Origin of the sequence: Bradyrhizobium canariense (genome assembly GCF_018130465.1) — a bacterium.
GTDB classification, from domain to species: Bacteria; Pseudomonadota; Alphaproteobacteria; order Rhizobiales; family Xanthobacteraceae; genus Bradyrhizobium; species Bradyrhizobium canariense_C.
This window is the reverse complement of record NZ_JAFCKJ010000012.1, coordinates 54,026-73,739: the sequence shown is the minus strand read 5'-3', so window position 1 is coordinate 73,739 and position 19,714 is coordinate 54,026. Positions and strand designations below refer to the sequence as shown.

The window sequence follows — 19,714 nt, the reverse complement described above, 5'->3', positions numbered from 1 at the left end:
GCCGCGGCCATTGCCGCCTCGAAAGCCGCGTTCTTCGATTCAGAACGCACTTATCTCAACATTGCATTTTTGAAAAACCGAGAGGTAACCTAGGCTTGATACGGTTGCGCAATGAGGCGTGACGGCGGAGGGACGGTACCGACCGATGCGGCTAATTTTTAAGCGGCGATTGCTCTCCAGACTATCAGTGCGCGTCCGCGATGACGGGACGCTTGTGACAGAGGGCGACATACCCGCTCGGCGATCGATGGTTGCGGCATCGCCATGCTGAGTTTCGAGCCCGCGACGGTCTTCAGCAGCCGCCACCTTGCCGACCTTTTCAGCACCGCGCCGATGCGCGCCATTTTCGGCGAGGGCAATTCACTGGCCTCGATGCTCCTCGTCGAGGCCGCGCTCGCCAGGGTTCAAGGGCAGCTCGGGTTGATCCCAGCCGGGGCTGCGGCGGCCATCGCGTCCGCTGCTCGTGCGGAGCGGCTCGACCTCGACGAACTGGCCGCGGGCACGTTGCGCGCCGGACTGCCGGTCGTGAATCTGGTCGAGCAGTTGATCCGGCTCACTGGCAAACCCCATGGCGAATTCGTTCATTGGGGTGCCACGAGTCAGGACATCATGGACACCGCGCTCGTGATGCAGATTCGCGACGCGCTCGAACTCGTCGAGCGCGATCTGGAGAGCTTGATATCGGCGACCACGGAGCTGGCGCGAATCCACCGCGACACACCGATGGTCGGCAGAACCAAGCTTCAACATGCGATTCCGATCACCTTTGGATTCAAGGTTTCCGTCTGGCTGTCGGGCCTGCTGCGCCACAGAGAACGTCTCGCCGAACTCAGACCAAGAGTGCTCCAGGTTCAGTTCGGCGGGGCTGTCGGCACTTTCGCTTCGCTCGGCGACGACGGCGACCGCGTCCGCGCCGGGCTGGCCCGCGAACTCGGACTCGCCGAGCCGCTTGTGGCATGGCACGCCGCGCGCGACGCTTTGGCCGAGACGGTTTGCCTGCTCGGACTGATCTCCACGAGCCTGAGCAAGATCGCAACCGATGTCGTGCTGATGGCACAGACCGAGGTCGGGGAAGTGCTGGAGCCGGGTGGCCAGGGCCATGGCGGCTCCAGCACGATGCCGCACAAGCGAAATCCGATCATATGCGAGCAGATTCTCAGCACCGGATCGGCGTTGCGCCGTCTTGCAAGCGCCATGCTCGATGCTTCGGTCCACGACCATGAACGGGCGACGGGACCGTGGCAGGCCGAATGGCTGCTGCTGCCGGAAGCCTTCATGCTGATCGCCCGGGCCATGGAAAATGCCATCCGGCTCTGTACCGGGCTCGTCGTCAGACCCGATGCGATGCAGGCCAATCTTGGACGGACACAGGGACTGATCGCAGCCGAGGCCGTCATGATGGCGCTCGCTCCGCATGTCGGGCGCCATCATGCGCATGAGATGGTGGGTGCGGCCTGCACGCACGCCATCGCTTCGGGCCTCACCTTGGCCCAGAGCCTTGCGCGCGATCCGGCCGTGACGGCCCACCTCGCGCCGCACGAGATCGAAGCGGCCGCGGATCCGGCCCGGTACACCGGTTTGTCCGGCCGCGAGGTCGACCGCGTCCTCGCGGCATCCGCTGATCGGCCGGGCAGCGCCGCGCAACAGGCGAAGCGGAGCGGGACCCCATGAGGCTGAAACGCATTCGCCCCGTCGTTGCCGCAGCTGCGATGCTGACAATGCTGAGTGCGGCGAAGGCCGAGGCTCCGTTTCCGTCACGGCCGATCACGCTGGTGGTCCCGTTCGCGGCGGGTGGCCCGAATGACGTGATGAGCCGGATCGTATCCGAGCACATGTCGCGACAATTCGGGCAGCCGATCATTGTCGAGAATGTCGCCGGGGCGGGCGGCACGACCGGCTCGACGCGCGTCGCCAAAAGCACACCCGACGGTTATACGCTGGTCAGCGGTCACGTCGGCACGCACGCGGCATCGGTCGCGCTGTATCCGAACCTTCGCTACGATCCGCTGGCTGATTTCACGCCGATTGGCCTGGTTGCGGAAACACCGATCCTCGTCGTCGCCCGCCACGACCTCGGCGCGGACAGCATGGCGTCCTTCATCGCGATCGCCAAGGCGCGCGGTCCGGACCTCACCCTGGCCCATGCCGGTGTCGGTTCGATCAGCCACATCAGTTGTCTGCTGTTCACCGGCGTGGTCGGGTTCAAGCCGGTCGGGGTACCCTATCGCGGATCGGCGCTGGCGATGACCGACCTGATCGCGGGCCGCAGCGACTTCAGCTGTGCATTGCTGGGCGACGTCCTTCCCTTCCTGGCTGACAACCATTTGCGGTTTCTGGCCGTTTCGGCGCCCGCACGCGTTCCGCAATTGCCGGACACGCCGACGGCGACGGAAGCGGGGCTCGCAAGCTTCGTCGCGTCGAGCTGGTTCGCATTCTACCTGCCGAAAGGCGTGCCGGACGCCATTCGCGACCGGTTCACCGATGCACTTCGCGCGGCGCTCGACGACGACAGCGTGCGCAGAAGACTTGAACAGGCAGGCTTGATTCTGCCGCCGCCGGATCAGCGCGGCCCCGCACCGCTCAAGCAGCGGATGACCGAAGAGATCGCGCGCTGGCAGGACATTGTCAAAACCGCGCAGATTCGGCTCGATCAATAGGCGCAGCCGATCCCGATCCTTCAATTGCGGTGATAGTGCGCTCAATGCACGCTTTACCTGATCGGCCATTTTGATCGACTACAAAATTACCGCATTAAATGCACTGTAATCCCCGCGTGGTCCCCGACGAGCACGAGATCGTAGTCCCTCCCAGAGCAACATCGTAGTCCCTCCCAGAGCAACGTCCGGCATCATCAGGTTGTCATCCCGCTGTCATCGGCGTTCCATCGATCGCTGCTCCTTTCGCCGCGCATCGCAGAGGGTGGACATGCATCTGATCAAGACGATTTCCTCCGACCGCCGGTCGATCCTGAAGGGCCTCGCGGCCGCAGCCGTCGCGCCGCTGGCAGCGCCGGCTTTTGCCGCCGAGGGCCTGCCGGCACAGCTGACTGGACCCGCGGCCGCCATCGCCACCGACAAGGCCTATTGGTCGGCCGTGAAGGGGCTCTATGCCGTGACGCCTGATATCGTCAATCTGGAGAACGGCTTCTGGGGCGTCATGGCCGAGCCCGTGCGGCGCGAGTTCATCCGCCTGTCCGACATGGTCAACTATCAAAACACCTACTACGCGCGGCAGCGCGCGGGCGCGGATTTCGATTCCGTGCGAGCCAAGGTGGCGGCGGCGGTCGGAGCAGCGCCCGAGGAAATCGCGCTCACCCGCGGCGCGACCGAAGCGCTGCAGCTGCTCATCAGCGGCTACAACAGGCTGAAGCCCGGCGACAGCGTGCTCTACGCCGACCTCGACTACGATTCGATGCAGTATGCGATGAACGCACTCAAGGCGCGCCGTGGCGTCGACGTGGTCAAGTTCGACGTGCCGGAGCCGGCCACCCGCCAGGCCGTGCTAGACGCCTATGCCCGCGCCTTCGAGGCGAATCCGAAGACCAGGCTGCTCCTCCTCACCCATGTCAGTCATCGCACCGGCCTGATCATGCCGGTCGCCGAGATCGCCCGCATGGCCAAGGCCAGGGGCATCGACACGATCCTCGACGCCGCCCATTCCTGGGGACAGATGGATTTTCGCGTGGGTGAGCTGGAGGTCGATCTTGTCGGCTTCAACCTGCACAAATGGATCGGCGCGCCGGTCGGCGTGGGCTTTCTCTACATCAGGAAGGACCGCCTCGCCGACATCGATCGCGACCTCGGTGACGAGGATTTTCCGGACACCGACATCCGCTCGCGGGTCCACACCGGCACGGTCAATTTCGCGACGGTGCTGACGGTGCCCGCGGCCGTCGAACTGCATCAGCAAATCGGTGCTGCGGCGAAACAGGCCCGCCTGCGTTATTTGCGCGACTACTGGGTCAGTCGTAGCAGGGGCTTCAAGGACATCGAGATCCTGACGCCGGATGAGGTCGGCCTGTATGGTGCGATCACGTCCTTCCGCCTCGCCGGCAAGACCAGCAAGGCCGACAACGACGCCACCGTGGCGAAGCTCAGGGACACCTACAAGGTCCTGACGGTTCGCCGGGCGGGCATCGCCAAGGGCCAATGCATCCGCGTGACGCCGGCGCTCTATACCGAGGAGGCCGATCTCGACCGGCTCGTCGAGGCGCTTGCTGCCATCACGGGGACGAAGGCGGGCTAACCCGTGCGAGGCGGGAGGGAGCCTCGGTCACACCGGAAACGTCAGCGATTTCGCGAGCCTGACCAGATCGACCTGACGCCGGGAGCCCGTCTTCTCGAAGACGTGAATGAGGTGGCTCTTCACGGTGCTGACGGAAACGCCGAGCAAACTCGAGATCGCGTCTCGTGTGTGTCCCTCGCAGATGAGCTCGAAGATGCGAATCTCGGCCGGCGTCAGGTCATAGAGCTGGTTGAGCGCATCGTAAGGCAATCGCGGCGGCCCGGAGGCTGACGTCACGAACAAGGCGGCGGCGGCCCTCTGGATCAGACCGGATCGCATGTGGCTGCGTCGCAGCGGCAGAACGTGGATGACGAGAGGGTCACTGCCTTGGCGAGGGATCGGGATGCCGATGCCTTTTTGCCCGAGCCTCGCCTCGTCCTTTGCGGCCTGCGCGACGGCCGATTGCAATGTGGCCGTGGTTGCCGCGGATTGAACTGCGATCCGGCCATGCCTTGCCACGATCGGATCGCCGGCCGCGAGCATCGCCGCGGCCGCGGCGTTGGTGTGAACGATTTTCGAATCCTCGTCGGCCAGGACGACGCCGACCGTCAGGGCCTCCACCGTCGCCGCGAATGTGGCAGCTTCCACCGCCTTCATGTCGAACAGATTGCTGATCGTCACGGCGCGGCGGATGTGAGGCGCCAGAAGGCGCAATCCGTCGACCTGCGCATCGTCGATGCGGCCTGCCGACTCATGCTGGCTGAATATCGCATTTCCAACCATCGTCCTGTCGCGAACGAGGCCGACGGCGACGGCGTCGAACAAGCCCTTGGGCAGGGCCCATTCGCGATAATAGCGGTTGCTGGAAATGATGTCCTGCCGGACGGCCTGGGATTGAACGATCGGCTCGCCGAGCGGGTATTGCTGAATGCGCTCGGCGCCGCCCCAGAGCTCGATGATGTCGGCGCCGTAGCCGACCCCGTTCTGGGCCATCTGGGCCAGGTCGGACCCGGAGACCGCATTGACGACGGCCTTCATGTTCGAGAGGCTGGCGACCGAGAGCGCGCCGGTGGCAAAGCCGAACTCGGCGCAAATCTGATCCAGAACTTCGGTCCAGCGCTCCGGCGCGATCACACAATCATAGACACTGCCGATGAGGTCCGAGAATTTTTCGACCGAAGCCTGCTGCATTCCAAACTGCTCACTTCAAAATCACTGGGCGACAAAGCGTACCGTCAACCGAGCCTCCCTATGCCGGAAACGTCAGCGACCTTGCCAGCCTGACCAGATCGACCTGGCGCCGGCAACCTGTCTTTTCGAAGACGTGCAAGAGGTGACTTTTCACGGTGCTGACGGACACGCCGAGTTGCGACGAGATCACGTCGCGTGTCTGTCCATCGCAGATGAGCTCGAAGATACGAATTTCGGCCGGCGTCAGATCGTAGAGCTGGATGAGAGCATCGTGAGGCAGCTGCGGCGGACCGGAGGCCGATGCCACGAACAGAGCGGCGGCGGCGCGCTGGACCAGGCCGGCCCGCATGTGGCCGCGGCGCAGCGGCAGAACGTGAATGACGAGAGGGTCTCCGCTCGGGCGGGGGATCGGGATGCCGATGCCTTTTTGGCCGAGTGCCGCCTCGTCCTTCGCTGCTTGCGCGATGGCCGATTGCAATCTGCTGGTGGTGGTCGCCGATTGAACGGCGATGCGGCCATGTCGAGCCAGAAGCGGATCGCTTGCCGCGAGCATGGCTGTGGCTGCGGCATTGGTGTGAACGATCTTCGAATCGTCGTCCGCCAGAACGACTCCGACCGTCAGGGCCTCCACTGTCGCGGCGAATGTCGCGGCTTCCACGGTCTTCATGTCGAACAGATTGCTGATGATCACGGCGCGGCGGATGTGAGGTGCGAGAACGCGCAATCCGCTGACCTGCGCATCGTCAATGGCCCCGTCCGACTGATGCTGACTGAATGTCGCATTGCCGATCATTGTTTTCTCGCGAACGAGGGCGACGCCGACGGCGTCGAACAAGCCCTTGGGGAGAGCCCATTCCAGGTGATAGCGATTGCCGAGGACTATTTCCTCCGGGACCGCCTGGGATCGAATGATCGGTTCTCCAAGCGGATATTGCCGGATGCGCTCAACGCCGCCCCAGAGTTCGACGATATCAGGTGCATACTCGATGCTGGTCTGGGCCATCGTCTGGACAGGGTCGGTCCCGGAGGCGGCATTGACTCCGATCCTCATGTTCGTGAGGCTATATGCCGAGAGCACGGCGGTCGCGAAGCCGAGCTCCGTGCGAATCTCGTTTAGAACGCCCGTCCAGCGTTCCGGCGCGATCACGCAGTCGTAGATCGCGCCGATGAGGTCTGAGAACTTCTCGACCGAAGCCTGCTGCATTCCAAACCACTCACTTGAAAATAACGGACGTCACGTGAACGCTAGTTTAGGAGTGGCTTCATCGCCTATGGTGTATTTCACAATCCTGAGGCGGTGATCTTATCACCGCGATTCCGGGGCGCAAACGGGAACACCGAACACAAATGCTTATGACGCCCTCTTGGGCAGCTGCCATGATTTTCACGAATTCCGGAACGTCAGCGGCTTGACTGCGTAAGCCCGACGCTCGGGTGTCTGATTAAAACTGCGGCAGAGGCGACGTCGATTGCGAAAGACATGGTCATGACGTCGTCGTCACGCTTCGTTGCGCGTCCTGCTGTCGCCATCCTCTCGACTGCATTGCTGCCGTGCCGTTTCAGCGGCACGGCGATGTCGCAACCGCCCCCCGCATCGCGGCTGAGGAGGCCCGTCCGGGCGTAGCCGAATCATGATTGATCGTGACGGTCGCCGCCCCGCCTCTCCTCCGATTGGACGACGGCACGGCTGACAGCGCATCGATCATCGCCGGGTGATCGACGACACATATCATTCGAGCTGATCAATCTTAGCTTGTTGTCAGGTGGCTCGCAGTGATCCACCAAGCAGAAGGCAAGACTCATGCGCAATTACATCCTAGTGGCTCTCGCCGCGATCGCATTGGCGAACGTGGTGACACCCTCGAACGCGACGACCATCGTCCGCGACCATCGCGATCCGCCCATCGTGCGCGACCATCGCAATCAACCCATCGTCCGGGATCACCGGAATCAGCCTGAGGTTCGCGATCACCGCCACTAGCCGCCCTTGCGGCGGAGCCGAACCGAGGAGGTTCGGCTCCGCTTCGCATCACGTATCGTCTGCGCGTGGCGCCTATGTCCATTCGCGATTGTGAGGCCTGAGAACGAGCCACGCCAGCGCTCTCATGCTATTGCTGCCTCGCAATAACGCGAGGACACCTATGCTCCCCCTTCCCGCCGATATCTTCACCGAGCCCGAGGACGTCTCGCCCGACGGCCTTGCCAATCTCGGCCCGCTCCGCCGTCTCGCCGGCGTCTGGCAGGCCGACAAGGGTATCGACATCAATCCGAAGGCGGAGGGGCCGGAGCGGCGCACCTTCATCGAGCGCATCCGGATGGACCCGATCGATCCGCAGGCCAACGGGCCGCAGCTGCTCTATGGGCTGCGCTATCACATCCACATCAACACGCCCGAGGAAGACATCACCTTCCATGACCAGGTCGGCTACTGGTTGTGGGAGCCCGCGACCGGGCTGATCATGCAGACGCTGGCGATCCCGCGCGGGCAGGTGCTGCTGGCGTCGGGCAAGGCCGGGCCGGACGACAAGGAGATCTCCGTCACCGCCAAGCGCGGCGACACCGCTTACGGGATCTGCTCGACCGATTTTCTGGAACAAGCGTTCCGCACCGATGCTTACCGCTGCGACATCACCTTCAACGACGACGGCAGTTGGACCTATCTGATCCAGACCGAGCTGTTCGTGCGCGGCGCGCCGTTCAACCATCGCGACACCAACACGCTAAAACTGGTCGCACCGCCAAAGCTTAATCCCCTCGCGGTGATCGTGAACGACCGCGCCACGGGGAATGAGAAGGGCAATGAGCCGGCCGCCTGAGCGCGGCCAGGAGATACGCATGAAGCCTTACGTCATCTGTCAGATGCATTCGAGCCTGGATGGCCGCACCCATCCGAGCCGCTGGCGCCCGAAGGGGGCGGGGACGGACTGGTTCGAGAAGGTCCATGACGAGCTCGGCGGCGATGCCTGGGTGATCGGCCGCGTCACCGGCTCGGAGTTCGCCAAGGGCAAGCCCTATCCTACGACGGCTGACGCGAAATTTCCGCGCGAAAGCTGGTTCGCGCGACGTGATGCGAAAACCTATGGCGTCGTGCTCGATGCGCAGGGCAAGATCGGCTGGGGCCGCTCCGATATCGGCGGCGATCCGATCGTCGTCGTGCTGACCGAGAGTGTCTCCGATTCGCATCTCGCCGGGCTCCGCGGCGAGGGCGTGTCCTATATCTTTGCCGGCAAGTCCGAGATCGACCTCGCGCTGACGCTGGACATTCTCAACCGCGAGCTCGGCGTGAAGCGCCTGCTGGTGGAGGGTGGCGGCGTCGCCAACGGCGCGTTCCTGCGTGCCGGTCTGATCGACGAGTTCAATCTGATCCTCAGTCCCGCGATCGATGGCGCCAAGGGCGCACCCTTCGTGTTCGATTCGACGGACTCCGACGGGGACCGGCGTGCACCGCTGACCGCGATGACGCTGGAGAGCACGCGGGATCTCGGCGGCGGTGTCTTGCTGCTGCGCTATCTGATCCAGAACGACCCGCAGGCCGTGGGCAAGTAACAGCACCGAGATGTCGGCAACATCAGAGCATATCGTCATCGTCGGTGCCGGCGCAGCCGGCCTGATGGCGGCGCGCGAGCTGGCGTGCGCGGGCAGGACAGTGACGATCCTGGAGGCGCGCGAGCGCTGCGGCGGCCGCATCCATCCGCTGTCGACTTCGGAGTTCGGCTACCCCGCCGATGGCGGCGCCGAATTCGTCCACGGCGAGGCGCCGGTCACGCGGGCGTTGCTGCGTGAGGCCGGGCTGTCCCTTCAGGGGATCGAAGGCGAGCGGTGGAGCTTTGACGGCGCAGACATCGTGCGCGAGGATGGCTTCGATCCGCATGAGGCTGAGCTGCAAGCCGTGCTTCGGGACTTGAAGGACGATCTCACCGTCGCCGATTTCCTGCGCCGGCATTTTGCCGGGAATGAGTACGCGCGGCTGCGCCATTCAATCGAGCGGATGGTCGAGGGCTATGACGCGGCCGACCCCGAGCGCGCCTCCACACTGGCGCTGCGCGAGGAATGGATGGATGGCGGGCACTCCCCGCAGGCGCGCATCAAGGGCGGCTATGGTGCGATGATCGAGTTCCTGACGGCCGAGTGCCGCAGGCTTGGCGCGACGTTTCGCTTCGGCTGCGTGGTGTCGGCGATCGAGGAGGCCGGCGGCACGATGGCCGTCCGCTGTGCCGGCGGCGATGTGCATGGCTGCGATCGCGTGATCCTCACCGTGCCGCTGCCGCTGTTGCGCGAGATCGGTCTGCCGAGCAGCGCGCGCGCGAAGGCCGCGGCCGCCGACGACATCGGCTTCGGCAATGTGATAAAAATTCTGCTGCGTTTCACGCGGCCATGGTGGCGCGAGCGCAAGGAAGAGCTCGCGGACATGACCTTCCTTCTATCCGACCAGACCATCCCGGTGTGGTGGACGCGATATCCCGACCAGCATCCCGTGCTTACCGGCTGGTTCGGCGGCCCGCGCACGGCGGCGCTGTCGCATCTCGATCCGCAAGGGCTCATCGATGCCGGGCTCGATTCGCTGGCGGCCATTTTCAAGCAACCGCGCGAGGATCTCTCGCGTGAGCTCGTCGCGGCCGCTGCGACAAACTGGGCGCGCGATCCCTACGCCCGCGGCGCCTACTCCTGGGCGACGCCGCGAACGCGCGAGGCGCAAGGGATCCTCGCGCGGGCCGACGGTCCGGTGCTGTTCTCAGGCGAGGCGCTCTATCGCGGAGCCGACATGGGAACAGTCGAGGCGGCGCTGGCGAGCGGCCAGCAGACGGCGGGGATGATCTTGCGGGGATAGGCTGGCGAGCGAAAAAAGGCCCGCATTCCGCGGGCCTTTCGTCTTACCAGCGACTGCCGCCGAAGCCGAACGTCACGGCGGGACCGCCACCGCCGTAATATCCGTACGGCCCTCCGCCGTAATAGCCGTGATGCCGCGGGTAATAGCCGTAGCTGCGGTAGTGCGGACGATGATAGCCATGATGGTGGTGAGGGCGCCAGTGATGGCGATGGCCATGATGGTGGTGCCTGTGCTGCGCGCTGATATCGGTTGACTGAGCGGCCGGCGCGTTCTGTTTCGCGCTCGAAGGGTTGGCCGCGTTCGCCGCCGACCCGCCGGCAAGCGCCGCAGCACCGACGGCCATCGCGACAAAGAGATACTTCATGTCATCACTCCAGTTGAATGTCGTGTGACAACACATGGGCATCCGGCGCGTTCCGGCCAGTGCGGGCGTCGAAACGACGCAGTTTCATCGGCCTCCGATTCGCGCGAAATGCGCTTGTCGTGAGATTTATTGTCGCATCGCCGGCGTTGATCGCAACTCTGCCATCACTCTGCCGCGAATGACGCAATCACGTCATCGGTGGTGACGATGCGTGCGAATTCGCCGTTGAGATTCGACAGCGTCATCGCATGGATCTCTTCGGCAGAATGCTTGTCGCCATCCGGCCCGACCCGCTCGAACGTCCAGGTCGCATCGCGCACCAGCTGCGCGTCGAAGCCGAGATTGCCGGCCATCCGCGTCGTCGTCTCGACGCAATGATTGGTGGTGGCGCCGCAGATGACGAGCGTGCGGATATTGCCTGCGCGCAAGTGCTTTTCCAGATCGGTGCCGATGAAGGCGCTGTTGACGCGCTTGACGATCACGATCTCGCCCGGCTGCTCGCGCGCCTCATCCTTGACGGCGTAGCCGGAGCCCGTCGGCAGAAACGAGGAGGACGGCTTGGTGCCCTCATGACGAATGTGGAAGATCGGCGCGCCGCTCGTTCTGAACGCCGTCAGGAGATCGGCAATACGTGCTACTGCATCCGGGTTGTTGCGCCGCTTGCCCGCCGCCTCCCACTCGTCGAACGCACCCTGGACGTCGACGACGATGAGGGCGGGAAGGGGGTGGGGCATGAGGAGCGGCTTTCAGACTTTCTTGCAGACTTGCTTGCTGCGCCGACTATGCGAGGCGATAGCGACAACACGCAATGTCAATCTTCCCTCGTTTCGCGACGGCTCTCGTGCCCCGGACGCTCTCCCGCTCACGGATGCGGATCGGGAAAGCCGTGGCGTTCGGAGAGTGCGGCCAGCATTGCGTCCTTGTCGGCAATGAACGCGCGGCCCTGATGGCTGACGGTCTGGTGCGGCGAGGTCGCTCCAACCGCCAGCACGAGCAGCGGCAATGACTGGTTCTCCTCGCCGGCCAGTGCGATCACGGCCTGCCGCGGGCGCGGCCACGGGATGCGCTCGACGTCGAGCTTGTCGGCGAGCTGCGGAAACGAGACCAGCACGCCCTCGATCAGCGCGCAATGCCAGCAATAGAAACGGCGGCCCGGAAAGGCCGGGTCCTCGAAACCGGGACGCAGCAGAAACAGGCGGTCGCGCGTCATGGACTGTTCCGGGGCATGGCCGCCTTGCTTCGGATCAAAGTGGCAAGGACTGGCTGGACTAGTGTCGAGGCCCCAGATTGAGGGAGCATCGATCAAGTTGCGAAAGGACGCCATGCCGGGGCCGATAAGTCAACCGCTCGACGGGGTGAGGACGCTGCCGGAGCTGCTGCGCTGGCGCGTCAGCGCGACGCCGGCGGGCGCGGCCTATTGTCATTTCGATGTGGATGCAGGCCGCTGGGTCAGCCAGTCCTGGCAGGAGATCGACGCGGAATTCGAACTGTGGCGCCGGGCGCTGGCGGCTGAGGATTTCGCGCCAGGCGAGCGCGTCGCGATCCTGATGCCGAACGGCATTCCGCATATCGCGATGGACCAGGCGGCGCTGTCGCGGGGCCTGGTGCCGGTGCCGATGCATGCCGTCGACAATCCCGACAGCATCGCCTACATCCTCGCCGATTCCGGCGCGCTGCTGCTGTTCGTCGATACGCTGGAGCGCTGGCAGTCGATCGCAGCCGTCGGCCAGCCGCTCGACCACGTCAAGCGCATCGTCTGCGCGGATTCGTCCGGGCCGGTGCCCGCCGATGCCCGCATCGTCATGCTCGACCGCTGGCTCGCAGATGCTCCCGGCGCGGCCGCGCTGCCCGATGTCGCGATCGAGCCGGACGATCTTGCCGCCATCGTCTATACGTCGGGCACGACGGGACGGCCGAAAGGCGTGATGCTGTCGCATGACAACATCGTCGCCAATGTGAAGGCGATCGCGCAGCGGATCGCGGCGGCGCCGCACGATGTGTTCCTGTCGTTCCTGCCGCTCTCGCACACCTTCGAGCGTACCGGCGGCTACTACTATCCGATCGCGGCCGGGGCCTGCGTTGCCTATGCGCGCTCGGTGCCGCAACTCTCCGAGGATTTGAGGCATGTGCGTCCGACGGTGCTGATCTCGGTGCCGCGGATCTACGAGCGCGTCTACGCGCTGATCATGCAGCATCGCGTATCAGCCGGCGCCGTCGAACGCGTGCTGCTCGACCTCACGCTGGCGGTCGGCCGCCGCCGCTTCGATGCGCGGCAGGGGCGCGGCGGGCTGTCCCTCGCCGACCGGCTGGCCTGGCCGCTGCTCAAGCGGCTCGTTGCCGACAAGGTGCTGGCGCAACTCGGCGGCCGCCTGCGCGTCGCGGTGTCCGGCGGCGCGCCGATCGCCGAGCCTGTCATCCGCCTGTTCCTGTCGCTCGGACTCGACGTCCTCCAGGGCTACGGCATGACCGAGACCTCGCCGGTGGTCTCCGTCAACACCATCGAGGACAACGATCCGCATTCGGTCGGCCACGTCCTCGACGGCATCGAGGTCAGGCTGGGTGAGAACGACGAGTTGCTGGTGCGCGGCCCCAGCGTCATGCTTGGCTACTGGCGCAAGCCCGAGGAGACGCGCCGTGTCAAGGAACCGGACGGCTGGCTGCACACCGGCGACCAGGCCCGAATCGAGGACGGGCGGATCACCATCACGGGCCGCATCAAGGACATCCTTGTGACGTCCACCGGCGAGAAGATCGCGCCGGTGGATCTGGAGACCGCGATCCTCGCCGATCCGCTGTTCGAGCAGACGCTGGTGGTCGGCGAGCAGCGGCCGTTCCTCACTGCGCTGGTCGTGCTCAACGCAAAAGCCTGGGGGCAGGAGAAGGAGAGGCTCGCAGCGAGCGGCAAGCAAGGCGATGCGGCAGAGCGCGCCGCGCTGCTCGCGCGGATCGCAGCCGCCGTGAAGGCCTATCCGTCCTACGCCACGCCGCGCGCGGTGTGGTGGACGCTGGAGCCCTGGACCATCGCCGCGGGACTGCTTACGCCGACGCTAAAGAACAAGCGCCCAGCGTTAGAACGCCGTTTCGTCGCCGAGATTGAGCAGATCTATGCGAAGAAGCCGGCGGCATCGTGACCTGGCCTCTCCCCCTGGCCTCTCCCCCAAGAACGGACAAGCACCGACAAGAACGGAACAGGAGAGGGCGCTGTGCTCACGTCCTCTTGAACGCTGCGTCTGCCGCGCTTGATCCAGCGCAACTTCGATCGCCGCCTCCGCAGGCAATGTCGCCGCGAAAAGTCGAATTGCAGATCGAGGCAGGACATGAAGGCGTATTTCATCGGTGGCGGCATTGGATCGCTTGCGGGCGCGGCGTTCCTCGTTCGTGACGCGCAGCTGCCGGGGCGGGACATCGTGATCTACGAGGCGCAGCCGCTGGTCGGCGGCAGCCTCGACGGCGCGCTGCTCGCGAACGGCGCTTATTCGCTACGCGGCGGGCGCATGCTCACGACCGATCACTACGAATGCACCTGGGACCTGCTGTCGAGCATTCCCTCGCTCGAACGTCCCGGCCTCAGCGTGCGCGAGGAAACCGTCGCGTTCAACATCGAGAACCCCGCGCATTCGCGAGCGCGGCTGGTCGATCGCAACCGCTTCAAGCTCGACGTCTCGCATATGGGATTTTCCGCGCGCGACCGGCTCGAGCTGCTGCGGCTCACGGAGGCCTCGGAGGAGACGCTCGGCAATAGCCGAATCACCGACTGGCTGTCGCCCAAATTCTTCGAATCCAATTTCTGGTACATGTGGCAGACCACTTTCGCCTTTCAGCCCTGGCACAGCGCGGTCGAGTTGAAGCGCTATCTGCACCGCTTCATGAACGAATTCCCGCGCATCGAGACGCTCGCCGGCGTCAAACGCACCGTCTACAACCAGTATGACGCGATCGTGCGGCCGCTCGCCGACTGGCTCAAGGGGCAGGGCGTGCAATTCGTGCGCGGCACCGCCGTCACCGACATGGCGATCGAGCGCGAGGACGGACGCTTGCGGGTGCGCCAGCTCGTGCTCGACCGCGACGGCCGCAACGCCAATGTCCAGCTCGAGGACGGCGACCTCGTGTTCTTTCAGAACGGCTCGATGACGGACGCCTCGAGCTTGGGCTCGATGACCGAGCCGGCTCCGCGCCTGACCAAGTCCGACAGCCAGGGCTGGGCGCTGTGGGAGCAAATCGCGAAGGGACGTCCCGAATTCGGCAGGCCGTCCGCGTTCAACGCGTCGATCCCGGAATCCTATTGGCTGTCCTTCACTGCCACCTGCCGCGATCCGCGCTTCTTCGACAGTATGGAGGCGTTCTCCGGCAACAAGGCCGGCACCGGCGGCCTCGTCACGTTCAGGGATTCCAACTGGTTGATGTCGGTGGTGCTGTATCACCAGCCGCATTTCGCCGGACAGCCGAAGAACGTGCAGGTGTTCTGGGGCTACGCGCTGCATCCCGACCGCGTCGGCAATTTCGTGGCCAAGCCGATGTCCGATTGCGGCGGCGCCGACATCCTCAAGGAGCTTTGCGGCCACCTGAATTTCGACCCTGGCGTCTTCGAGGAAGCGGTCTGCGTTCCCTGCCGCATGCCCTACATCACCAGCATGTTCATGCCGCGCACGGCGACCGACCGGCCGCTGCCGGTGCCCAGGAATTCCGTCAATCTCGCCTTCGTCAGCCAGTTCGTCGAAATCCCCGATGACGTCGTGTTCACCGTCGAATATTCGGTGCGCGCGGCGCAGATGGCGGTCTATCAGCTGATGAAGATCGATCGCCCGGTGCCGCCGGTGACGCGGCACGACAAATCGCTCGCGGTGATCTGCGCGACGCTGGAAAAGGCGTTCACGTGACGGATGGAGCCAGGACGCAGCAGAAACGGCGATCGCGTCATGGTGCTCCCGAAGCATGGTGACCATCATACTTGATGGCTGACGCCTGACGGCAGCCGGCCTCGACTTACGATCGTGCCGCTGCCAGCGGCAGGCTGATATGAAAGACTGCGCCTCCTGTCGGCCCGTTCTCGGCCCAGATGCGCCCGCCATGTGCCTCGATGATCGTGCGCGTGATCGAGAGGCCGATGCCCATGCCCTGCGTCTTGGTCGTGAAAAACGGCTTGAAGATTTCGGCTACCCTGTCTGTGGAGATGCCGTCGCCGTCATCCGCAATGGAGATCATGGCCTGATTGTCGTTCGCGAGGCTGGTTCGACCGACGATGCGTCGCCGATCCTCCGGGAGGTCGACCACCGCATCGATGGCATTCATGACCAGGTTCAGGATAGCCTGCTGGAGCTGCACCTTGTCGGCTTTCACGCGAATATCCGAGGACGATGGGTCCGTGGCGAGCGCGACGTCGTGGGTCCGGGCCTGGACGGAAAGGAACCGAAACACCTCGCCGACCGTCGCATTGAGGTCGAGCTCGCGCCGCTCCGTGGGAGTTCTCTTCAGAAACGAGCGCAGCCGAACGACAACCTCGCTTGCGCGCAGATCGTCGCGGCGAATGTGATCCAGTATATCCCTGATGACGCCGAGGTCAGGAGCCGGAGTCTGCAACACCTGCCCGGCTGTCTCAGCATTGATCAGAATGGCGGCGAGCGGCTGGCTCAGCTCGTGTGCGATCGAGGCAGACATCTCGCCCGCGGTCGCGCGACGATTCATGTGGGCAAGCTCCGCCATGCGCTGGCGGACCTCGACCTCCGCCAGAAATCTCAGCCTGCGCTCGTGCAGGAGGATGATGATCAACATCGCCTGCGCCAGCACCACGGCTGCACTGATCATGACGCGCCCGTAATACTGCTCCCAGAAACTCGGTTCTCGGAAACGCACCTCGCTGCCCGGGGGTAGCTGGGCTTCGTCCACATTCCAGAGCTTGAGCTGTCGCCAGTCGAAGATCGGCTTCACGTTGTCCCCGGCAACGGGCGGGATGCTCGACGGCGCTTCGCCGCCGAGAATCCGCATCGCCACTTGGCCGGCTTCCCGTCCGATGGCTTCGGGCAGCAGCAGGAAGCCGCCAACTCCCGTCCGCCCGAGAAATGTATCGGAGGTGATGATGATCGGGCGGTTCGCGTGCTCGGCGACGCGCGCAAGCGCCGAGGCCGGCAAATAGTAGGTGCCCTCGCCGTCGGAATACATTGCCGAGGTCAGGATTGCAGTGCGCGGGGGCAGGGACCGGACCCGTTCGCGCACCTCCCGCATCACCATGTCGGACAGATCGATAACCTCGAGATCTGGCATCGCGGCCGTGAATTCCTGCTTCCAGTGGCCGTATATCAGAGGATTTTTCCATGCATCGCCCACGAGGACGACGCCAGTCAGGTCGGAAACGACCGCGCGTGCGGCGGTCAGCAATTGCGCCGGCGACACCTTGGCAAAGATCGCGGTCGTGCCGGGCAGGAACAGCGCGCGCGTCTCGGGCAGATCGGGCACGAAGCCGTAAACCACAGGTGCGGCGGGCCAGATGTCGCGCTTGTGCCCCTGAAGGAATTTCGCCGATGCGACGCCGATCGAGACGATGACGTCGATCGACCGGTGTGCGTATTTGGTCTTGAGATGACCGACTAGGCTCTCCTCGTAGTCCGGTCCCGGGAAACGGGCGAGATCGAGGCTTTCGCCGTAGATCACGGTATGGATCTGGCTACTTTCCTTCGCGGCGGTGCGGATACCGGCAAAAATCTCGGAATAGAACGGCGAACGAAAGTCGGCATCTTCCAGGACCAGGATCGAGCGTTGCCCCGGACCGTCGGCCGCAGCGCATTTAGGCGCCAGGCTTGCGAACAGGCAGATGATCAGGATCCGCTTGATCGCGATGATCATCCGCATGCCGGACACTATGCCTCGCCTGTATTTGCAACCGGCGCCTCAAGGAGGACGCATCCGAGCATACCTGCCGGTTCGACAGTTTCAACGAAAGGATATGGTCCGGCTACGCCGCGCAGGCGGCGGTTCGCCTCGGCCGAATGTTGAGCGGTAAAGAAGGACCGTTACTTGAACGGATCCTGGATCGACGGCGCCGACTGCCTGATGCGACGCACGCTCACGGGCGTGCCGTCGGAAACGAACAGCAGTTCGTAGCGGCGGCCCTCGCTGTCGGTGGCAGAGCAGGTGACGTCAGTCACCTTCTTGGCGGCGAAATTGCCGGTCTGGCGGCAGAGGCCGGTAGAGGTCTGCTCGGCCGGCACCGGCAGACCGTCGACCTTGGGGCGGTCCTTGGAGTTGAGCAGCATGCGGTCAATCGGCAGCTCGTAGGAATTGTCGTCGGCGCGCTTGCCGTTCTCGCCGGAGAACGACACGACGTGATTGTCATCGGAGGGATCGTCGACCGCGACGGCGAAATTGACCCGGCCTCTGTCGCCGTGTGCGTAAGCCACGGTCTTGCAGGCGAAGGTGCGGCCGGCGACCTTCAACGTCTTGCAGTGGCCGGACATCAGCGCCAGCAGGTCGATAAAGGCGGTCTGCTGCCCGGGCGGATTGTTGACGGGAATCGGCGCGGAAGACTCGGCAAAACAAGGGCTTGCCAAGGGGACGAAAGTGGCGACGAGGGCGGCAGCGAGGATGGGGCGGCAGAGGCTCATCGGAAGGCTCACATGCCAGGGAACCACGGAAAAGTTCCGTCTGATAACCATCGAACCGCAAATTGGTTGCGATCCCGTTTGTCCTGCCGAATCCGTCTGGAATACCACCGCGCCACCCCAACGGCGATTCGTCCATATCGCCCAACCCATTCCCGGCCGGCACTTGCCGTCAGGCCGGTGTTTTTTTCGTGGCGGAGCTACCCCATTGCCGCCTGCCAGCGCGCGTCGCGCAAGGATGGGCGGCGGTGCAGGCGGGCATCGAGCAGGGCGCGGGCGCGGGGCAGTTCGCCGCTGCGCATCAGGGCGACAATAAAGGTGTCCTCGATCAACTCGCGCTGGGCGTGGCTGCCGCCAACGCGCACGACCTCGCCGAGAACCGGCGCGAGCATTTGCGCGCAAGCCGCGTAATCCTCGTCCGCAAAGGCTGCCAGCGCGCGGCAGACCGCCGGCACCACGGGACCGGCCGGCAGCTTGCCATCGGCGAGCCGTTGCTCGATCACGGCAAGCCGCGCGGCGAGCGCCTCGCGATTTTGCGTTGCGGCCGCGAACAGCGCCATGTGGACGTCGGCGAAGGGCAGGCTCGATTTCGGAAACAGCTTTTGCGCGGTGGCATCGCCTTCGACCCAGAGCGCTCTCGGCACGGCGTGGCCGTAAGCCGACAGGCGCCAGAGCAGTGACGCGCCGTCGGTGATGACATTGAGCGGCGGCGCCTGTGTCGCCTTTGGCTGCAGCACATCGGCATAGATCGCGAGCGCCCGCGCGGCATCGCCGTGCTCCAGCGCGCCGAGCGCCTGATGCCAGCGAATGTGGCCGTGCAAAATTCCGGCGCGGTCGTATGAGGGGATCCAGTCGTCGACGAGCCGGTCGGCCGCCTCGATCGAGCCGTCCTCGAACATCGCATGCAGCACGGCGTGCGCGGCGTGGGCATTCTTCCGGCGCAGATCGAAGCCGCGCTCGGTGACGCCGCGGCCGCGACTGACGTTGCCGTTCTCGGTCATCGCCCAGCCGTACATGGTGAGGAACCACCAATCCTCGCCATAGTGATGCGCGACGCGCTCGCACAGCTCCTGCCGCGCGCGGTCGTGATCGGCCATGCCGGAGAACGCGAACAGACCGAAGGCGCCGAGCGGCAGCGACAGCACCAGTGCATCGCGCGGCCAAGCCTCGACGTGCTTCATCGTCGCCGCGATCGCTTCGGGCAGCCGGCCCTCGATTGCGAGCGCCAGCGTCTCGACATGCGAACGCTCGCGTTCCGTGCCGTGTTTCGCAACCAGCTCGCGCGCGAGTGCCGCCTTCTGCCGTGCCAGATCGCCTTGCTGATAGAAGGCATGCACGCGGGCGCGGGCGATATGGGGCAGCGCGAAATCCGGATCGGCCGCAATCGCGCGCTCCAGCGTTTCCGCCGTGCCGGTCCAGCCCGCGAGCATGAGGTCGACACCCTCGCGATAAGCGGATGCCGCCTCGGGCGAAGAGGTGGAGATCGGCAGGCCGTAGCGATCTTCGAAGGCCATT

Annotated in this window: 17 protein-coding genes; 9 read left to right on the top strand and 8 right to left on the bottom strand. The window is 64.7% G+C overall.

All coding sequences use genetic code 11. The features are described from left to right. Positions 1 to 264: 264 nt before the first annotated feature. The 3 genes from pcaB to JQ591_RS26770 all read left to right on the top strand — a co-directional run bounded on the left by pcaB (position 265) and on the right by JQ591_RS26770 (position 4,245). A complete protein-coding gene (pcaB, locus tag JQ591_RS26780) occupies positions 265 to 1,671 on the top strand; it encodes a 3-carboxy-cis,cis-muconate cycloisomerase (RefSeq protein ID WP_211399006.1) in 1,407 nt (468 codons plus the stop codon). 101 nt (positions 1,672 to 1,772) lie between these two features. Beyond that, positions 1,773 to 2,657, top strand: coding sequence for a tripartite tricarboxylate transporter substrate-binding protein (locus JQ591_RS26775; RefSeq protein ID WP_349630409.1), 885 nt, complete (start codon positions 1,773 to 1,775; stop codon positions 2,655 to 2,657). A gap of 268 nt (positions 2,658 to 2,925) precedes the next feature. Continuing rightward, the gene (locus tag JQ591_RS26770; RefSeq protein WP_211399004.1) at positions 2,926 to 4,245 is read left to right on the top strand and encodes an aminotransferase class V-fold PLP-dependent enzyme; all 1,320 of its coding nucleotides are present in this window, start codon (positions 2,926 to 2,928) and stop codon (positions 4,243 to 4,245) included. A 27-nt stretch (positions 4,246 to 4,272) separates the two neighbouring features. On the opposite strand, the gene JQ591_RS26765 is transcribed toward JQ591_RS26770, so the two are convergent. Together JQ591_RS26765 and JQ591_RS26760 are read right to left on the bottom strand one after the other, a co-directional pair. Beyond that, positions 4,273 to 5,415 (bottom strand): helix-turn-helix transcriptional regulator, encoded by a 1,143-nt coding sequence (locus JQ591_RS26765; protein ID WP_211399003.1) that lies wholly within the window; start codon positions 5,413 to 5,415, stop codon positions 4,273 to 4,275. Between the two features lie 58 nt (positions 5,416 to 5,473). Then, positions 5,474 to 6,619, bottom strand: coding sequence for a helix-turn-helix transcriptional regulator (locus JQ591_RS26760; protein ID WP_211399002.1), 1,146 nt, complete (start codon positions 6,617 to 6,619; stop codon positions 5,474 to 5,476). Positions 6,620 to 7,216: 597 nt separating this feature from the next. On the opposite strand from JQ591_RS26760, the gene JQ591_RS26755 reads away from it, so the two are divergent. From JQ591_RS26755 to JQ591_RS26740, 4 genes are all read left to right on the top strand, one after another. Next, positions 7,217 to 7,396, top strand: a complete 180-nt coding sequence (locus tag JQ591_RS26755; protein ID WP_211399001.1) for a hypothetical protein — start codon at positions 7,217 to 7,219, stop codon at positions 7,394 to 7,396. 160 nt (positions 7,397 to 7,556) lie between these two features. After that, positions 7,557 to 8,231 carry an FABP family protein gene (locus JQ591_RS26750; RefSeq protein WP_027514241.1) on the top strand — a complete coding sequence of 225 codons (675 nt, stop codon included), beginning with the start codon at positions 7,557 to 7,559 and terminating at the stop codon, positions 8,229 to 8,231. A 19-nt stretch (positions 8,232 to 8,250) separates the two neighbouring features. Next, complete coding sequence (locus JQ591_RS26745) at positions 8,251 to 8,961, top strand: RibD family protein (RefSeq protein ID WP_211399000.1); 711 nt, start codon at positions 8,251 to 8,253, stop codon at positions 8,959 to 8,961. 10 nt (positions 8,962 to 8,971) lie between these two features. After that, a complete protein-coding gene (locus JQ591_RS26740) occupies positions 8,972 to 10,243 on the top strand; it encodes a flavin monoamine oxidase family protein (protein ID WP_211398999.1) in 1,272 nt (423 codons plus the stop codon). Positions 10,244 to 10,286: 43 nt separating this feature from the next. Here the strand turns inward: JQ591_RS26740 and JQ591_RS26735 are convergent, their stop codons facing one another. From JQ591_RS26735 to JQ591_RS26725, 3 genes are all read right to left on the bottom strand, one after another. Further along, positions 10,287 to 10,607 (bottom strand): hypothetical protein, encoded by a 321-nt coding sequence (locus tag JQ591_RS26735; RefSeq protein ID WP_211398998.1) that lies wholly within the window; start codon positions 10,605 to 10,607, stop codon positions 10,287 to 10,289. A 164-nt stretch (positions 10,608 to 10,771) separates the two neighbouring features. Beyond that, positions 10,772 to 11,341 (bottom strand): cysteine hydrolase family protein, encoded by a 570-nt coding sequence (locus tag JQ591_RS26730; protein ID WP_211398997.1) that lies wholly within the window; start codon positions 11,339 to 11,341, stop codon positions 10,772 to 10,774. Between the two features lie 128 nt (positions 11,342 to 11,469). After that, positions 11,470 to 11,817 (bottom strand): DUF3088 domain-containing protein, encoded by a 348-nt coding sequence (locus tag JQ591_RS26725; protein WP_211398996.1) that lies wholly within the window; start codon positions 11,815 to 11,817, stop codon positions 11,470 to 11,472. 112 nt (positions 11,818 to 11,929) lie between these two features. On the opposite strand from JQ591_RS26725, the gene JQ591_RS26720 reads away from it, so the two are divergent. Together JQ591_RS26720 and JQ591_RS26715 are read left to right on the top strand one after the other, a co-directional pair. Then, a complete protein-coding gene (locus JQ591_RS26720; RefSeq protein WP_211398995.1) occupies positions 11,930 to 13,738 on the top strand; it encodes an AMP-dependent synthetase/ligase in 1,809 nt (602 codons plus the stop codon). 186 nt (positions 13,739 to 13,924) lie between these two features. Then, positions 13,925 to 15,484, top strand: coding sequence for an oleate hydratase (locus tag JQ591_RS26715; protein WP_211398994.1), 1,560 nt, complete (start codon positions 13,925 to 13,927; stop codon positions 15,482 to 15,484). Between the two features lie 106 nt (positions 15,485 to 15,590). On the opposite strand, the gene JQ591_RS26710 is transcribed toward JQ591_RS26715, so the two are convergent. From JQ591_RS26710 to JQ591_RS26700, 3 genes are all read right to left on the bottom strand, one after another. After that, a complete protein-coding gene (locus tag JQ591_RS26710) occupies positions 15,591 to 17,450 on the bottom strand; it encodes a sensor histidine kinase (protein WP_211398993.1) in 1,860 nt (619 codons plus the stop codon). A 161-nt stretch (positions 17,451 to 17,611) separates the two neighbouring features. Then, entirely contained in the window at positions 17,612 to 18,202 is a 591-nt protein-coding gene (locus JQ591_RS26705; RefSeq protein ID WP_211398992.1) for a hypothetical protein, read from the bottom strand. 197 nt (positions 18,203 to 18,399) lie between these two features. After that, positions 18,400 to 19,713 (bottom strand): tetratricopeptide repeat protein, encoded by a 1,314-nt coding sequence (locus tag JQ591_RS26700; RefSeq protein ID WP_211398991.1) that lies wholly within the window; start codon positions 19,711 to 19,713, stop codon positions 18,400 to 18,402. Position 19,714: the final 1 nt, after the last annotated feature.

Bases quoted from the DNA above. Each gene is read 5' to 3' on its own strand.
- pcaB (WP_211399006.1), top strand. From the start codon at position 265: ATGCTGAGTTTCGAGCCCGCGACGGTCTTCAGCAGCCGCCACCTTGCC.
- JQ591_RS26770 (WP_211399004.1), top strand. From the start codon at position 2,926: ATGCATCTGATCAAGACGATTTCCTCCGACCGCCGGTCGATCCTGAAG.
- JQ591_RS26765 (WP_211399003.1), bottom strand. From the start codon at position 5,415: ATGCAGCAGGCTTCGGTCGAAAAATTCTCGGACCTCATCGGCAGTGTC.
- JQ591_RS26760 (WP_211399002.1), bottom strand. From the start codon at position 6,619: ATGCAGCAGGCTTCGGTCGAGAAGTTCTCAGACCTCATCGGCGCGATC.
- JQ591_RS26755 (WP_211399001.1), top strand. From the start codon at position 7,217: ATGCGCAATTACATCCTAGTGGCTCTCGCCGCGATCGCATTGGCGAAC.
- JQ591_RS26750 (WP_027514241.1), top strand. From the start codon at position 7,557: ATGCTCCCCCTTCCCGCCGATATCTTCACCGAGCCCGAGGACGTCTCG.
- JQ591_RS26745 (WP_211399000.1), top strand. From the start codon at position 8,251: ATGAAGCCTTACGTCATCTGTCAGATGCATTCGAGCCTGGATGGCCGC.
- JQ591_RS26740 (WP_211398999.1), top strand. From the start codon at position 8,972: ATGTCGGCAACATCAGAGCATATCGTCATCGTCGGTGCCGGCGCAGCC.
- JQ591_RS26735 (WP_211398998.1), bottom strand. From the start codon at position 10,607: ATGAAGTATCTCTTTGTCGCGATGGCCGTCGGTGCTGCGGCGCTTGCC.
- JQ591_RS26730 (WP_211398997.1), bottom strand. From the start codon at position 11,341: ATGCCCCACCCCCTTCCCGCCCTCATCGTCGTCGACGTCCAGGGTGCG.
- JQ591_RS26725 (WP_211398996.1), bottom strand. From the start codon at position 11,817: ATGACGCGCGACCGCCTGTTTCTGCTGCGTCCCGGTTTCGAGGACCCG.
- JQ591_RS26720 (WP_211398995.1), top strand. From the start codon at position 11,930: ATGCCGGGGCCGATAAGTCAACCGCTCGACGGGGTGAGGACGCTGCCG.
- JQ591_RS26715 (WP_211398994.1), top strand. From the start codon at position 13,925: ATGAAGGCGTATTTCATCGGTGGCGGCATTGGATCGCTTGCGGGCGCG.
- JQ591_RS26710 (WP_211398993.1), bottom strand. From the start codon at position 17,450: ATGCGGATGATCATCGCGATCAAGCGGATCCTGATCATCTGCCTGTTC.
- JQ591_RS26705 (WP_211398992.1), bottom strand. From the start codon at position 18,202: ATGAGCCTCTGCCGCCCCATCCTCGCTGCCGCCCTCGTCGCCACTTTC.
- JQ591_RS26700 (WP_211398991.1), bottom strand. From the start codon at position 19,713: ATGGCCTTCGAAGATCGCTACGGCCTGCCGATCTCCACCTCTTCGCCC.